11 protein-coding genes are annotated in these 15,124 nt (G+C 59.9%); 1 reads left to right on the top strand and 10 read right to left on the bottom strand.

All coding sequences use genetic code 11. From position 1 onward, the window contains the following. Window positions 1-61 precede the first annotated feature (61 nt). The 6 genes from mdoH to AB7M29_RS05200 all read right to left on the bottom strand — a co-directional run bounded on the left by mdoH (window position 62) and on the right by AB7M29_RS05200 (window position 8,328). Entirely contained in the window at window positions 62-2,632 is a 2,571-nt protein-coding gene (mdoH, locus tag AB7M29_RS05225) for a glucans biosynthesis glucosyltransferase MdoH (protein WP_217855359.1), read from the bottom strand. Then, complete coding sequence (locus AB7M29_RS05220; RefSeq protein ID WP_217855357.1) at window positions 2,625-4,430, bottom strand: glucan biosynthesis protein G; 1,806 nt, start codon at window positions 4,428-4,430, stop codon at window positions 2,625-2,627. Before AB7M29_RS05220 ends, mdoH begins: the two co-directional genes overlap by 8 nt. Before the next feature lie 321 nt (window positions 4,431-4,751). Continuing rightward, window positions 4,752-5,189 carry a D-aminoacyl-tRNA deacylase gene (gene dtd, locus AB7M29_RS05215; RefSeq protein ID WP_123361149.1) on the bottom strand — a complete coding sequence of 146 codons (438 nt, stop codon included), beginning with the start codon at window positions 5,187-5,189 and terminating at the stop codon, window positions 4,752-4,754. Further along, a complete protein-coding gene (gene pip / locus AB7M29_RS05210) occupies window positions 5,186-6,157 on the bottom strand; it encodes a prolyl aminopeptidase (RefSeq protein ID WP_048396065.1) in 972 nt (323 codons plus the stop codon). The genes dtd and pip overlap by 4 nt, the downstream gene beginning before the upstream one ends. A gap of 115 nt (window positions 6,158-6,272) precedes the next feature. Beyond that, window positions 6,273-7,193, bottom strand: a complete 921-nt coding sequence (locus tag AB7M29_RS05205) for an alpha/beta hydrolase (protein ID WP_454246463.1) — start codon at window positions 7,191-7,193, stop codon at window positions 6,273-6,275. Window positions 7,194-7,380: 187 nt separating this feature from the next. Beyond that, window positions 7,381-8,328 (bottom strand): choline ABC transporter substrate-binding protein, encoded by a 948-nt coding sequence (locus tag AB7M29_RS05200; protein WP_454246462.1) that lies wholly within the window; start codon window positions 8,326-8,328, stop codon window positions 7,381-7,383. A gap of 466 nt (window positions 8,329-8,794) precedes the next feature. Between AB7M29_RS05200 and AB7M29_RS05195 the strand changes: the two genes are divergently transcribed. After that, a complete protein-coding gene (locus tag AB7M29_RS05195; RefSeq protein ID WP_217858081.1) occupies window positions 8,795-9,742 on the top strand; it encodes an IS110 family transposase in 948 nt (315 codons plus the stop codon). Window positions 9,743-9,782: 40 nt separating this feature from the next. Here AB7M29_RS05195 and hutG read toward each other — a convergent pair whose 3' ends face one another. The 4 genes from hutG to hutH (AB7M29_RS05175) all read right to left on the bottom strand — a co-directional run bounded on the left by hutG (window position 9,783) and on the right by hutH (AB7M29_RS05175) (window position 15,075). Continuing rightward, complete coding sequence (hutG, locus tag AB7M29_RS05190; protein WP_454246461.1) at window positions 9,783-10,586, bottom strand: N-formylglutamate deformylase; 804 nt, start codon at window positions 10,584-10,586, stop codon at window positions 9,783-9,785. A gap of 10 nt (window positions 10,587-10,596) precedes the next feature. After that, a complete protein-coding gene (hutI, locus tag AB7M29_RS05185) occupies window positions 10,597-11,802 on the bottom strand; it encodes an imidazolonepropionase (RefSeq protein WP_454246460.1) in 1,206 nt (401 codons plus the stop codon). A gap of 100 nt (window positions 11,803-11,902) precedes the next feature. Beyond that, window positions 11,903-13,435 (bottom strand): histidine ammonia-lyase, encoded by a 1,533-nt coding sequence (hutH, locus tag AB7M29_RS05180; RefSeq protein WP_454246459.1) that lies wholly within the window; start codon window positions 13,433-13,435, stop codon window positions 11,903-11,905. 116 nt (window positions 13,436-13,551) lie between these two features. Beyond that, complete coding sequence (hutH, locus tag AB7M29_RS05175; protein ID WP_454246458.1) at window positions 13,552-15,075, bottom strand: histidine ammonia-lyase; 1,524 nt, start codon at window positions 15,073-15,075, stop codon at window positions 13,552-13,554. Window positions 15,076-15,124 lie beyond the last annotated feature (49 nt).

The raw sequence follows: 15,124 nt of genomic DNA, 5'->3' as shown, positions 1-15,124 counted from the left end.
ATTCGCGCCGCTCAGTCAGATCAGCAGCACAAAAAAAACCCCGCTTTCGCGGGGTTTTTCATTAGGCCAACTGAGGCTGTACGCTCACAGGCTTGAGCGGCAACAGCGGCGCATGGGGATCGGCATCCACCGATGTGCGCCAGGCTTGTAGCCACTCGGCGTGGCCTTCGTTCCAGACTTGCTCATGCAAGCGACCCAGTGCCACCGGATCACTCAGCAGGGCCACACGCTCGTCGTTGGTCAGCCCGGCAGGTCCGACCTTCATCGCATGGCGAACCCGCTCGATACGCAGCCATTCGATCGGTTCTGCCTGACGGTGACGGGACGTCGCCAGCGCGCACGCCAAGGCGTTCTGTTGTGGATCGACCACTGCCCGGACGAAGCCGTCGTTCAGCGCATGCCAACGGTTTTCGTGGGTGTACTGATCGGTCGCCAGCAACGCCTGTGGCGGATTGTATTCCTCAGGGATCAGGAACAGGCTTTCGTCACGGGACTTGAGGCCCAGGCCGACACGGCTGGAGATCACCGATACCGGGATCGACAGCATCAGCGAACCGACAATCGGCACCAGCCACCAGAGGAAGCTCGGGTTCAGCCAGATCACCAACAGCGCCCAGAAGAAGCCCAGCAAGGTTTGCGGACCGTGGCGTTTGACCGCTTCGCTCCATGGCGTGGAGTCATCGTCACGTTGTGGCGAGTTCCAGGTCGCGGCCCAGCCGAGGAACGCTGCGAGTACGAAACGGGTGTGGAAAATCATCCGCACCGGCGCCAGCAACATGGAGAACAACATCTCCAGCAGCATCGACAGCGTCACCTTGAACTTGCCACCGAACTCTTTCGCGCCCTTGGCCCAGATCAGGATGATGCTCAGCAATTTCGGCAGGAACAGCAGCACGATGGTCGTCGAGAACAGCGCAATCGCCTTGTCCGGCTGCCATTGTGGCCACAGTGGATAGAGCTGACGCGGTTCCAGGAAGTATTGCGGCTCCATCAACGTGTTGACCGCCAGCAAGGCCGTCGACAACACCAGGAACAAGAACCACAACGGCGCAGACAGGTACGACATGACGCCGGTCAGGAACACCGCACGGTGCACCGGGTGCATGCCCTTGACCAGGAACAGCCGGAAGTTCATCAGGTTGCCGTGGCACCAGCGACGGTCACGCTTGAGTTCGTCCAACAGGTTCGGTGGCAGTTCTTCGTAGCTGCCCGGCAAGTCGTAGGCAATCCATACGCCCCAGCCGGCACGGCGCATCAGCGCAGCTTCGACGAAGTCGTGGGACAGAATCGCACCGGCAAACGCGCCTTTACCGGGCAACGGCGCCAGGGCGCAGTGCTCGATGAACGGCTTCATGCGGATAATCGCGTTGTGACCCCAGTAGTGGGATTCGCCCAACTGCCAGAAGTGCAGACCGGCAGTGAACAGCGGACCGTACACACGCGTGGCGAACTGCTGCATACGCGCATAAAGGGTGTCCATGCCCGACGCACGCGGCGCGGTCTGGATGATCCCGGCGTCCGGCGTGGCTTCCATCAGGCGCACCAGACTGCTCAGGCATTCGCCGCTCATTACGCTGTCGGCGTCGAGCACGACCATGTACTTGTAGTCACCGCCCCAACGACGGCAGAAGTCGTCGAGGTTGCCGCTTTTACGTTTTACGCGGCGGCGGCGGCGGCGATAGAAGATCTTGCCGAAGCCTTTGCCTTCACGGCAGACGTCCAGCCAGGCCTGCTGCTCGGCAACGCAGATGTCGGCGTCGTTACTGTCGCTGAGCACGAAAAAGTCGAAGCGATCCAGATTACCCGAGGCCGCAACCGACTCGAAGGTCGCCCGCAAACCGGCGAACACCCGCGGCACGTCTTCGTTGCAGATCGGCATCACCAGTGCGGTGCGTGCGTCCTTGGCGATCGGCTCGTTGCCGGCGCTGGCGCCGGAAATGCGGTACTTGTCACGGCCGGTGATCAACTCGAGGAAGCCCATCAGCGCGGTCCAGAACCCCGCCGAGACCCAGCAGAACAGAATCCCGAACATAATCAGAATGCTGGTTTGCAAGGCATATGGCAGCACTTGCGTGGCGGTTTGGGTCAGAGGTTGATGCAGAACTTCTTCAAGATCGACGAACGACCAGCCCTGGTACGGCATGATGCCTTTCATGTACCAGCCGGCGACGATCGTCTGACCGAGCATCAGCACCAGCAGAATGTAACGGCGGATCGAACCGACGGTGCGCCAGCGAGCTGCCGGCAGCACGTTCTCATCCTTCGGCGGAGCCGGCGGATTGGTGCGACCGGTCAGCCGACGCCAGCCACGCACCAGAATGTTGGTGCGCCACGGCTCCGGCACGACTTTGGTCCGACGGATCGGCGGGGTTGCCTTCAGGCAAACCCGGCCACTGGCGTCGAGCACCAGCATTTCCGAGTCCGCCAGTTCTTCGGCGGTGTTCAGGGTCAGGCGCCGGCCAACCGAGGCTTGAGCAGCCTCGGTCGGCGCGTCGAACGTCGAGGACGACAGACGTTCATGCAGTTCACTGAAAGACTTGCAGCCCGCGAGTTCCGCGCGCTGCTCGTCGCTCATCGGCAAATGCGCCAGATATTCGGCAAGCGTTTGTGGCTGTACTTGTGAATTACTCATCGGCGGGCAACTGATAGCTCCAGGTCTCGGTCAGGACTTGTTCAGTCGGTGCCGATTCCGTTGTGGCTGGGGCCGCTTCAGCAGCAACAGGCTGCTTGGCGTCTTTGTTGTCCTTGTCCTTGGTGTCCTTGACTTGCTGGGCTTGCGCTTCAGTCTGCTTGGCTTCCTTGTCCTTCTTCTCTTGCTGTCGGGCGGCGATCTTGTCGGCCTTGGCAACGGAAGAACTGGACGCTGGCGCCGCGGTCTTGAGCGCCTCGGCAGGCGAGATGTTCTTGACCAGCGCTGCGCGCATTTCGGTGGCTTTGCTTGGATCCTTGATCTTCATCCGCAATGTCAGGCGCCAGCCCTTGGTTTCAGGGTTGTAACGGACGCTGTTCTCGACCAGTTCTGCGTTGTCGCCAACACTCACCTGGCTGCGTACTTCAGCATCTTCCGGCAGGACTTGCAGGGACGGGCCTTCGAAATCCACCAGATAGGCCACGCTGCCGTCCGGCTGACGAATCAGGTTCGACTGCTTGACGTCACCCGTGGAACGCAGGGTCTGTTGAACCCAGGCGCTGTCCGGCGAATGCAGGGAGGCTTCGTCGATGGTCCAGTGCATGCGGTATGCAACGTCCAGGGACTGGCCAGGCTCAGGCAGTTTTTCCGGGCTCCAGAAAGCGACAATATTGTCGTTGGTTTCGTCAGCCGTAGGAATCTCTACCAGATCGACGGAGCCTTTGCCCCAATCGCCTTTCGGTTCGATCCAGGCACTTGGGCGCTTGTCGTAGCGGTCATCGAGGTCTTCGTAGTGACTGAAGTCACGGCCACGTTGCAGCAAGCCGAAACCGCGCGGGTTCTCGATCGAGAAGTTACTCACGGACAGGTGTTTCGGATTGTTCAGTGGACGCCAGATCCATTCGCCGTTACCAGCATGAATCGACAGGCCGCTGGAATCGTGCAGTTCGCGACGGTAGTTCAGCACTTTCGACGGCTGGTTGGCGCCGAACAGGAACATGCTGGTGAGCGGCGCAACGCCGAGTTTGGCGACCTTGTCACGCAGGAACATCCTGGCCTTGACGTCGACGACCGTGTCGCTGCCCGGACGCAGGGTCAGGCGATAGGCACCGGTGGCACGCGGCGAATCCAGCAGGGCGAAGATCACCAGGTGCTTGTCGCCCGGCTTCGGCTGTTGAATCCAGAACTCGGTGAAGCGCGGGAACTCTTCGCCGGATGGCAACGCGGTATCAATGGCCATGCCGCGAGCGGACAGACCGTAGGTTTGCCCCTTGCCGATGACGCGGAAATAACTCGCGCCAAGCATCGTCATGATTTCGTCTTGCTTGTCGGCCTTGTTGATCGGGTACAGCACACGGAAACCGGCATAACCCAGCTGTTCGGTGGCTTTAGGATCGAACTTCACGTCGCCGAAATCGAAACGACTTGGGTCGTATTTGATCTCTTCGACGGTGTTGGCCGTGATTTCGTTGATTTTCACCGGCGTATCGAAGTGCATACCCTGATGATAGAACGATAGCTTGAATGGAGTTTTCTGGTTCGCCCATTCGGCTTTTTCCGTGAGGAACCGAATTTTTTGATAGTCCGCGAATTTCATCTCGCGAAATTCATTCGGCAGGTTACTGCGCGGGGCTTCGTATTTTTGCCCGGCCAGCTCTTTTGCCTTGACCGATACGTCATCCAGATTGAATGCCCAAAGTTGGCCGGCGCTGAACAGGCAGAGCAGTGCAGAGCCTGCTACCAGAGCGCTTCGAAACCGTTTGGCAGACAATTTTGGTGCATTACAGGGACTAACAATCACGAGCAACCCTCGCCGAAAACAGATCAAAAAACCAACGGCCAGTTAAAGTGCCAGCACGGTGTGCGGTGGAAAAAAACCGACCCTGCGAACGACTCTTGCCAAGTTGGCGAGCATTGTTCCGACTCCTATGGGGCAAAATGATTCCCCAACAGGCCTCGGACAAGTCTCTACCTAAGTCAAAACGGACCAACGAACGCCGATCCCCGTAGCGCGCGATTATCTAGCAGGCCGCGTTACAACGCATCAGGGGGAACCAAGTATTTATCGGGAAAAGCCTCTGTTTACAGTCGAAATGCACCTAAAAAGATATTTCAAGCGCTTTCACGTCTGTAACAGGAAGGTTACCGGGCCATCATTGACCAGATGCACCTGCATATCCGCGCCGAATCTACCTGATGCCACAGTGCCATGCACCTGTTTCGCTTTACCCAATAGATAGTCGAACAGCTCCTCGCCCAAAGCAGGAGGAGCCGCAGTCGAAAAACTGGGGCGCAACCCGTTTTTGGTGTCGGCGGCCAGGGTGAACTGCGAGACCAGCAGCAACCCACCGCCTACGTCCGCCAGGGACAGATTCATCTTGCCCTCGGCGTCACTGAATACTCGATAGTTAAGCAGTTTATGCAGAAGTTTGTCGGCACTGGCCGGAGTATCGTCGGGCTCGACCGCCACCAGCACCAGCAACCCCTGATCTATCGCGCCAACCACCTCTCCCGCAACCTCGACTCGCGCGCCACGCACGCGTTGCAGCAGGCCCTTCATGCTTCGTCAGGCGACAGATTGAGCATACGGCGGGCCATCAGATCAGCGGCGCGTACCAAGGCATCGGTGATACCCGATTCGGACGCTGCATGACCGGCGTCGCGAATCACCTGCAACTCGCTGTTCGGCCAGGCCTGATGCAATTCCCAGGCGTTGTCCAACGGACAGATCACGTCGTAACGACCATGGACGATAACGCCAGGCAGGTGGGCGATCTTGGCCATGTCACGAATCAGTTGGTTCGGCTCGAGGAAAGCATTGTTGGTGAAGTAGTGACACTCGATACGGGCGATGGACAACGCACGCTGAGGCTCGGAGAAGCGGTCGACCACCAGCGGATTCGGCCGCAGGGTGGCGGTGCGGCCTTCCCACATGGACCAGGCCTTGGCCGCGTGCATCTGGGCAATCTGATCGTTGCCGACCAGGCGTTTGTGGAACGCCGAGAGCAAGTCGTGGCGTTCGTCCTGCGGGATCGGCGCGATGTAGTCCTGCCAGTAATCGGGAAACAGGCGACTGGCGCCACACTGGTAGAACCACTCGATTTCCTGGGGACGACAGAGAAAAATCCCGCGCAGAATCAAACCGTGTACGCGCTCCGGATGGGTTTGCGCGTAGGCCAGGGCCAGGGTCGAACCCCAGGAGCCGCCGAACAGCACCCACTTGTCGATGCCCAGGTGTTTGCGAATGCGCTCAAGGTCGGCGACCAGATCCCAGGTGGTGTTGTTTTCCAGGCTGGCGTGGGGCGTGGAGCGACCGCAACCACGCTGGTCGAAGGTGACAATGCGATACAGGTTCGGATCGAAATACCGGCGGCTCTGGGCATCACATCCGGCGCCAGGGCCGCCGTGGATGAACACCACCGGCAAACCTTCCGGCGAACCGCTTTCGTCGACATACAGCGTGTGGGTTTTATCGACAGCCAGATCGTGCCGGGCGTGGGGTTTGATCTGCGGGTACAAAGTCTGCATTGCGCGCTCCGTAAGGGGTCGAGGTCATCCCTGGGGGGACTTCTATTATTCTGCCGTCCGGCATCATAAACCCGAATTACTTCAATGAGCATGCCCCTTGGCACGTCAGAGTTTGTCAGCCCGTTTTCTCAGCCAAATAGCCGAGCAGGGTTTCATAGAGTCGGTCGACCTCGGCGACCTGCCCCCGCGCCCGCAAACAGCCGTGAACCAGCCCCTCCCCGTAATAAAGCGTTGCGCTTACGCCTGCGGCGTTGAGTCGCTCAGCGTAAAGCACGCCGTCATCGCGCAGCGGGTCGAACTGCGCTACGGCGATCAATGCCGGTGGCAGACCGCTGAAATCGTCGGCGAGCAAGGGCATCGCATAGGCACCCGGTTGTCGGGGTCCGCCTAAATACAACGCGTGATAACAATCCAGATCGCTGCTGCTGAGCAATGGCGCATCGGCGCATTCGTTGCGCGACGGCAATCGGTGGTCGCCGCCCAGTCCCGGATAGATCAGAACTTGTGCGCATGGCATTGGCTCACCGGCATCGCGCAACGCGAGGCACAACGCAGCGGCGAGATTGCCGCCAGCGCTGTCGCCCGCCACCAGGGTGCGCACAGGGTCGAGCTGAAACGGTCCCGCGTGCAGCGCGCGCCAGATACTCAGGCAGTCATCGAACGCCGCCGGGAACGGATGCTCCGGTGCCAGCCGATAATCGACGGCGATCACCATCACCCCGAGCACCGACGCCAGTTCGGCGCAGATGAAGGCGTGGGAATCCAGATCCCCCACCACCCAACCGCCACCGTGCAGATACACAATGCACGGCCAACCGTTGGTCGGCGGCGTGACCGGCGGTTGCCAGGAGCGTACGGCTACGCCTGCCAATTGAAAGTCGACCACCTCAAGCCCCGCGGGACGCGGTGGGGTAAACTCCCGGCACATCTCGCTGTAGACCTGACGCAAACCGGTGAGGCTGCTGTCGGTGCTGTTGAAGCTGAGGGTTTTCTCGACGAAAGCCGCCATGTGTTCAGAGAGTGGATAAGGAGCCATGAGCCTGCAGCCAGCCAAATAGAGGAAGTCAAAAAATTTGAACGACGCAAATCCTGTGGGAGCGTGGCTTGCCCGCGAAGAATGCGCCGCGGTTTTTCAGGTATTACGCGTCATCGTTCTTCGCGGGCAAGCCACGCTCCCACAGGTTCTGCGCTCCCCCTCGCCACAGTGATCCCCGTTCGACTAGTCAGTTTTTCAAACTGGCCTGAACGGTTGCCACACCCTCCTTGCCATCAAAACTGCTGACACCTGCCAGCCAGCGTTGAAGATCTTCGGGATGATCACGCAGCCATTGCCTGGCGACCTCCTGCGGCGTCTTGCGCTCCATGATCGGCACCATCAACTGGCTTTCCTGAGCGGCGGTAAAAGTGAGGTTTTCCAACAGGCGGTTCACGTTCGGGCAGCGTTCGGCATAGTCCGGCGCGGTCACGGTGGAAACGGTCGCCGCGCCTTCGTTCGGCCCGTAGACGTCTTCGCTGCCGGTCAGGTAGGCGATGTTCATGTTGATGTTCATCGGATGCGGGGTCCAGCCGACAAACACCACGAACTCCTTGCGATTGACCGCCCGCTGAACGGCGGCAAGCATGCCGGCCTCACCGGACTCGATCAGCTTGAAATCCTTCAAGCCAAATTGATTGGTCTCGATCATGGTTTTGATCGTGGTGTTAGCACCGCTGCCCGGCTCGATGCCATAGATCTTGCCGCCAAGCTGTTCCTTGAATCTGGCGATGTCGGCGAAGGTTTTAAGGCCCGCCGCCGCAACGTAGTCAGGCACGGCAAGGGTCGCCTGGGCATCCGAGAGGCTCGGTTTGTCCATGACCTTCACTTGATTGGCGGCCACGAACGGCGCGATGTTTTTGTCCATCGCTGGTTTCCAGTAACCGAGGAAGATATCGAGGCGTTTGTCGCGGATGCCGGCGAAGATGATTTGCTGCACGGCGCTGGTTTGCTTGCTTTCGTAGCCGAGGCCGTTGAGCAATACGTCAGCCATGCCGCTGGTGGCGATCACATCGGTCCAGTTGACCACGCCCATGCGTACGGTCTTGCAGGAAGGGGGGTCGTTGGCGAAAACGCTGGTGCTCAGAAGAGCAGTGCCGGTGAGGATTAACAGACAGCGGTTGAACAGTCGTTTCATCGGGAAGGCTCGCTCGGCAGCAGATTATTATGGGCCCGGTGTCTTCATGCACCGTGCCCAGAACATTACGCAGCGTCGAGAGGGTAAAAGCGAACTGTAGCGACCGAGATTTGCACAGTGGCGACAGTTCCAGTCAGGTATCGAGGCGACCTGTGGCGAAGGGGTTAATCGCAATCCATGTGGGAGCGGGCTTGCTCGCGAAGGCGGTGTACCAGGCAACATAGATGTCGACTGACACTCCCTCTTCGCGAGCAAGCCCGCTTGTATGGTAGGACTTGAAGGGAGGAGGAGGGACAAAGCCCGATTCTGACTGTTGACGCAGTACAGATCCGTGGGAGATTTCGCCCCTCCTCCTTTCACCCAAGCGCCGATAAAGAATGCATCTGGCTAGGACCGACGATAGGAACAGGCCTGCGCCTCTGGGTGAGCCCTTCAAGTGCTCAAAACATATCCCGGAGGAAATCCAATGGCAATGCCGGTTTCTGTCACAAAGCCAATCGTAGGCGTGGATGTCGCCAAGAACGAACTGGTGATCTATCACGCCGAACTTGACCTGCTTGAAGAGATTCCCAACAACAAGGCTGCCATCAAGCAGTGGTTGAAAGCCTTGTCGGGGACAGTCGCGGTAGCCATTGAGTCGACCAATATCTATCACCTGGAGTTCGCCGATCTGGCCTATGAGGCTGGCTGCGTGATTTACATGGTGGGTGGCTATGAACTCAGCCATTACCGAAAAGGGGTGAATATCCGCGCCAAAACCGATGCGTTGGATGCCAGACTGCTCGCCCGCTATCTGAAGAACGAAGGTGATGATCTTCATCCTTGGACCCCGCCATCACCGCTGTACCGCCAGCTCTTGAGCCTTTTTCGTCGTCGCGCAGCCTTGGTTCAGGCGCGGGTCGGCCTAGTGCAAAGTTGGGCGAATGAACCGCTGCTGAAATCTGCTTTCGCCGCGCAAGTGAAAGCCATGCAGCAGCTTGAAACGCTGGTCGAAAAGACGATTAATGATCATCTGAAAGAAGCCGGTTTGCTCGGTCAGTTGAAGCGTTGCCTGAAAGTTGAAGGCATTGGATTTCTGACCGGAGCCCGCTTGCTCACGGCGTTTCAGCGGGGCGACTTCAGAAACGCAGATGCCTTTATTGCCTTTCTGGGAATGGATTTGCGGGTGGCGAAGTCAGGGCAAAAAGACGGGCGCCGGAGCTTGACCAAGCGAGGTGACCCGGAAGCTCGCCGGCTTCTGCACAATGCAGCTATGTCGGCCAGCCGTACGCCAGCCTGGAAAGGCTTTTATGAAGAGCAAAGAGCTCGAGGTTTCAGCACCACTCAGGCGCTGGTGATACTGGCTCGCAAGCTTGCTCGGATCGTATTCGCTCTACTGAAAGGACAGAGCGAATATCAACCCAAAGCTGGTTGAGGGCTTCCCTTCAACCATAGAATCTCCCACAGGTGAATGGTTATGCCTGATATCGCTGTTGACCCCACGCCAGCAGCCCTTGCAGCAATTCCCTGAGCACCACTTGCGTCGGTGCCGCCAGGTCCGGGCGATAGCGGAATGGCTCGAACTCTTCCATGTACGTGCACTGACCCAACTCCAGTTGCACGGCATGGATGTTCTCGGCCGGGTTACCGTAATGCCGGGTAATGTGCCCGCCCTTGAAGCGACCGTTCAGCACATGGCTGTAATCGCCATGCCGTGCGCAGATAGCTTCCAGTTGGCTGGCCAATTGTGGATCGCAACTGGCGCCGTTGAAGGTGCCGAGGTTGAAGTCCGGTAGCTTGCCGTCGAACAGGTGCGGGATGATTGAGCGGATCGAGTGCGCATCGAACAGCAGCGCGTAGCCGAACTCGGCTTTCAGTCGCGCCAACTCCTCCTGCAAGGTCCGGTGGTACGGCGTCCAGATCTGCTCCAGATAAGTCGCCCGCTCTGCGGCCGATGGCTCCAGCCCTTCGCGGAACAACGGAATGCCGTCGAACAACGTCGCCGGGTACAGACCAGTGGTCGCACCGACATACAAAGGCTTGTCGTCGGACGGCCGGTTCAGGTCGATGACAAACCGCGAGTACTCGGCCGCCAGGGTGCTGGCGCCCAGCTCGGCGGCGAATTCGTAAAGCCGGGGGATGTGCCAATCAGTGTCCGGCAGGCTTTTCGCGTCGGGAATCAATCCCGCTTCGACCACTGGGGTCAGGCGCAGGCCGGCGTGGGGCATGCTGATCAGCAGCGGCACGCGGCCTTGTTTGAAGTTCAGAACCTTATCCACAACTGCTCTCCTAAACGCTTGTTTCGACGCCGTGACGCACGACGCGTTTTTCCAGGTCGCCGCCCAGCCAGTACGACAGGTCCGCCGGTCGATCAATCTGCCAGGCGACGAAGTCTGCGACTTTTCCGGCTTCCAGCGAACCGTGAGTCTCGGCCATGCCCAGCGCGGTGGCGGCATGAATCGTTGCGCCAGCAAGAGCCTCTTCCGGGGTCATGCGCAAACAGGTGCAGGCCATGTTCAGCATCAAGCGCAACGACAGCGCCGGCGAAGTGCCCGGGTTGAGGTCGCTGGCGATGGCGATTTTTACACCGTGTTTGCGCAGGGCTTCCATCGGCGGCAATTGGGTTTCCCGCAGGAAGTAGAACGCGCCGGGCAGCAATACCGCGACCGTGCCGGACTTGGCCATGGCGATGGCGTCGTCTTCGGTCATGAATTCCAGATGGTCGGCGGACAACGCGTGGTAACGCGCCGCCAGGCTCGAACCGTGCAACGACGACAATTGCTCGGCATGCAGCTTCACTGGCAAGCCGAGGTTCTGCGCAGCGACGAAAACCCGTTCGACCTGTTCCGGCGAAAACGCCAGGTACTCGCAGAAAGCGTCCACTGCATCCACCAGCCCTTCGGCGGCCAGGGCCGGGAGCATCTCGGCGCAGATGTGATCGATGTAGTCGTCGGCGCGATCAACGTATTCCGGCGGCAAGGCATGGGCGGCAAGGCAAGTGCTGCGCACGCTGACCGGCAGCTCGGCGCCAAGACGGCGGATCACCCGCAGGATCTTGCGTTCGCTGGCCAGGTCCAGGCCGTAGCCGGACTTCATCTCGACCGTGGTCACGCCGTCGCGCATCAGGCTCTTCAGGCGCTTGGCGGCGCTGGCGAACAGCTCGTCTTCGGTCGCCGCGCGAGTAGCGCGCACGGTGCTGGCGATGCCACCACCGGCCGCAGCAATTTCTGCATAGCTGACGCCTTGCAGGCGCTGTTCGAATTCACCGCTGCGGTTACCGCCGAACACCGTGTGGGTGTGGCAGTCGATCAGGCCCGGAGTCACCCAGGCCCCTTTAAGATCATTGACGGCCGGGTACTCGCCCGACGGCAGTTCGCCGCGCGGACCAATCCACTCAATGTGCGCACCTGACGTCACGATGGCCGCATCCTCGATGCTCGAGTAGACGCCTTGCGCCATGGTTGCGACGTGGCAGTGTTGCCAGAGAGTTTTCATCCCTTAGTCTCCACAATGTTCAAAATCGTATCGCGGGCAAGCCTGCTCCCACAGGTTCAGCGAGTTCCTTGTGGGAGCGGGCTTGCCCGCGAAGGGGCCCTTACAGGCTAGGAAGTAATTTCACCGACACCAATTCATTCAGGCAACGCGTGGCCAACAACTCACTGGCCGCATTGATGTCTGGCGCAAAGAAACGGTCCTTCTCATAAAACGGCACTTCAGCCCGCAAAATCGCCCGGACCTTTTCCAGTTTGGCCGAGGTTTTCAGACCTTCACGCAGGTCGAGGCCCTGAGCCGCCGCCAGCCACTCCACTGCCAGAACCCCACGCGTGTTTTCCGCCATTTCCCACAGACGCTTGCCCGCTGCCGGGGCCATGGACACATGGTCTTCCTGGTTGGCCGACGTCGGCAGACTGTCCACCGAGTGCGGATGAGACAGCGCCTTGTTCTCGCTGGCCAATGCTGCTGCAGTCACCTGAGCGATCATGAAGCCGGAGTTCACGCCGCCATTGGCCACCAGGAATGGCGGCAGTTGTGACATGTGCTTATCCATCATCAGCGAGATGCGGCGTTCGCTCAGCGAACCGATTTCGGCGATGGCCAAGGCCATGTTGTCGGCAGCCATGGCCACCGGTTCGGCGTGGAAGTTACCGCCGGAGATCACGTCGCCTTCAGCGGCGAACACCAGCGGGTTGTCGGAGACGGCGTTGGCTTCGATGACGAGCACTTCGGCGGCCTGACGGAACTGGGTCAGGCAGGCGCCCATGACTTGCGGCTGGCAGCGCAGGGAGTACGGGTCCTGGACCTTTTCGCAGTTCTGGTGCGAGTCGGACACTTCGCTGCGCTCACCCAGCAGATCGCGGTAAGCGGCCGCAGCGTCGATCTGGCCTTTCTGACCGCGCGCGGCATGAATGCGTGCGTCGAACGGCGAGCGCGAGCCCAGCACGGCTTCGACGGTCAGGGCACCCAGCGCTACGGCACCGGCGAACAGATCTTCGCCTTCAAACAAGCCACGAAGAGCGTAAGCGGTGGAAACCTGGGTACCGTTGAGCAGCGCCAGACCTTCTTTGGCAGCCAGGGTCAGCGGAGTCAGACCAGCAACTTTCAGCGCTTCGGTGGCGGGTAGCCACTCGCCTTTGTAACGCGCCTTGCCTTCACCCAGCAGCACCAGCGACATGTGCGCCAATGGTGCCAAATCGCCGGAGGCGCCGACCGAACCTTTCAATGGAATGTGCGGATACACCTCGGCATTGATTAGCGCGATCAGTGCATCGATCACCACGCGGCGAATGCCGGAAAAACCACGGCTCAGGCTGTTGACCTTGAGCACCATGACCAGCCGCACCAAGGCGTCGCTGATCGGCTCGCCAACACCGGCGGCGTGGGACAGCACCAGCGAGCGCTGGAGGTTTTCCAGGTCTTCACTGGCGATGCGGGTCGAGGCCAGCAGGCCGAAACCGGTGTTGATGCCATAAGCGGTGCGGTTCTCGGCGAGGATCTGTTCCACACAGGCAACGCTGGCTTCGATTTGCGCCGAAGCACTTTCGTCGAGGGTGATGTTGACCGGTTGCTGATAGACATCACGCAGCTGGGCAAGGCTCAGTTGGCCGGGAATCAGGTTAAGCGCAGTCATTTTGTGCTCCTTTTGAGAGTTTGTTATTAACTCACCAGACGCTCCGGAGATGTCCGTTGTCCGTCGCGTCAACCCTTTTGGGGAGCCGCGCCTTGGCACGCTGGTGTTGGTAGAAATCAGTTCAGGTTCGGTAAAGCCTTGTGCAACAAAATCGGGTCTTTCAAAACACCGGCAGCGGCAGCGATGTCCGGTGCCAGCCAGCGGTCCTGGTCGTAGGCCGGAACCCGCTCACGCAGTAGACGCCACGCGGAATCGGTGCCAGCGCCAAAGCGTTGCTCCTTGAGGAATTCAAACGCCTGGGATGCCAGCAAATATTCAATGGCGAGGATCTGCGTGCAGTTTTCCAGCGCGCGATGCAGCTTCAGCGCCGCGTTGGTGCCCATGCTCAAGTGATCTTCCTGCAAGCCCGAGGTGACGTAGTTGTCGAGCACCGCCGGTTGCGCCAGTTGACGATTTTCCGCACACAGGGACGCGGCAACGTACTGGACGATCATCATCCCGGAATTCACCCCGGGATTGGCCACCAGAAACGCCGGCAGACCGCTGACGTGCGGGTTGATCAAACGGTCCAGGCGACGCTCGGCGATGGAGCCGATTTCGGCCATGGCGATCGCCAGCAAATCCGCCGCCAATGCCACCGACTGACCGTGCGGGTTGGCCTGGGACACCACCCGGAAGTTGTCCGGCGTGCCCAGCAGCATCGGGTTGTCGGTGACCGAGTTGAGTTCGGTTTCGATCTGCTTTTTCGCGTGCTCAAGTTGATCGCGAGCGGCGCCGTGGACTTGCGGGATCGAGCGGATGCTCAATGCATCCTGAGTACGAATGCCCTTGCTGCTGGCAATCACTTCACTGCCATCGAGCAACGCCCGCAGGTTGATGCCGACTTGCTGCATGCCCGGGTGAGGCTTGAGCGCGATGATCTCGGCGTCGAACGCGGCGATCTGGCCACGCTGAGCTTCGAAGCTCATGGCACCGATCACATCGGCCCACTGCACCAGACGCGTCGCATCGGCAATTGCCAGACAGCTGAGACCGGTCATGCACGGCGTGCCGTTGACCAGGCACAAGCCATCTTTGGCGCCCAGTTGTACCGGCTGCAGACCTTCTTCGCTCAACGCCTGCTGCGCGGAAACGATCTGCCCGCGATAGCTGACATTGCCGACACCCAGCAGCGTGATTCCGATGTGGGCCATGTGGGTCAGGTAGCCCACCGAACCCTGGGACGGCACTTGCGGGGTGATGCCGCGATTGAGCAGTGCCAACAGGGCTTCGACCACCTGGCGATGAATGCCGGATTTGCCATGGCTATAGTTGCGAATAGCGGCGCAGATGATTGCGCGGGTCTGCTCGTCGGCCAAAGGCGCGCCGACGCCACAAGCGTGGCTAAGCAAGGTGTTGCGCGATAACTGGCTGAGTTGTTCGTCTTTGAGCGAGACGTTGCACAGCGCGCCGAGTCCGGTGTTGACGCCATAGGCACGCTCGCCACTGACGACGATGCGCTGGACGATCGCCTGGGCATTCTCGATCCGCGCCCAGATCTGGGGCGATAGCTCGAGCTGTGCGCCGTGACGGGCTACGGCAACCACATCCTGCCAGCGCAACGGGGCGTCGGCGATAACGATTTTTTCAGCCTGGGACATCTTCAACCTCGTGCGTACAACCTGAATATTGATGCAGCTTCACCGCCGC

This window comes from Pseudomonas sp. F-14 TE3623 (assembly GCF_053629015.1).
The sequence above is the reverse complement of the archived record's forward strand: the minus strand, read 5'-3'. Positions and strand labels throughout refer to the sequence as shown.

What these genes read in the sequence shown, in the direction of transcription:
- mdoH (WP_217855359.1), bottom strand. Translation starts at nt 2,632, where the DNA reads ATGAGTAATTCACAAGTACAGCCACAAACGCTTGCCGAATATCTGGCG.
- dtd (WP_123361149.1), bottom strand. Translation starts at nt 5,189, where the DNA reads ATGAAGGGCCTGCTGCAACGCGTGCGTGGCGCGCGAGTCGAGGTTGCG.
- pip (WP_048396065.1), bottom strand. Translation starts at nt 6,157, where the DNA reads ATGCAGACTTTGTACCCGCAGATCAAACCCCACGCCCGGCACGATCTG.
- AB7M29_RS05205 (WP_454246463.1), bottom strand. Translation starts at nt 7,193, where the DNA reads ATGGCTCCTTATCCACTCTCTGAACACATGGCGGCTTTCGTCGAGAAA.
- AB7M29_RS05200 (WP_454246462.1), bottom strand. Translation starts at nt 8,328, where the DNA reads ATGAAACGACTGTTCAACCGCTGTCTGTTAATCCTCACCGGCACTGCT.
- AB7M29_RS05195 (WP_217858081.1), top strand. Translation starts at nt 8,795, where the DNA reads ATGGCAATGCCGGTTTCTGTCACAAAGCCAATCGTAGGCGTGGATGTC.
- hutI (WP_454246460.1), bottom strand. Translation starts at nt 11,802, where the DNA reads ATGAAAACTCTCTGGCAACACTGCCACGTCGCAACCATGGCGCAAGGC.
- hutH (WP_454246459.1), bottom strand. Translation starts at nt 13,435, where the DNA reads ATGACTGCGCTTAACCTGATTCCCGGCCAACTGAGCCTTGCCCAGCTG.
- hutH (WP_454246458.1), bottom strand. Translation starts at nt 15,075, where the DNA reads ATGTCCCAGGCTGAAAAAATCGTTATCGCCGACGCCCCGTTGCGCTGG.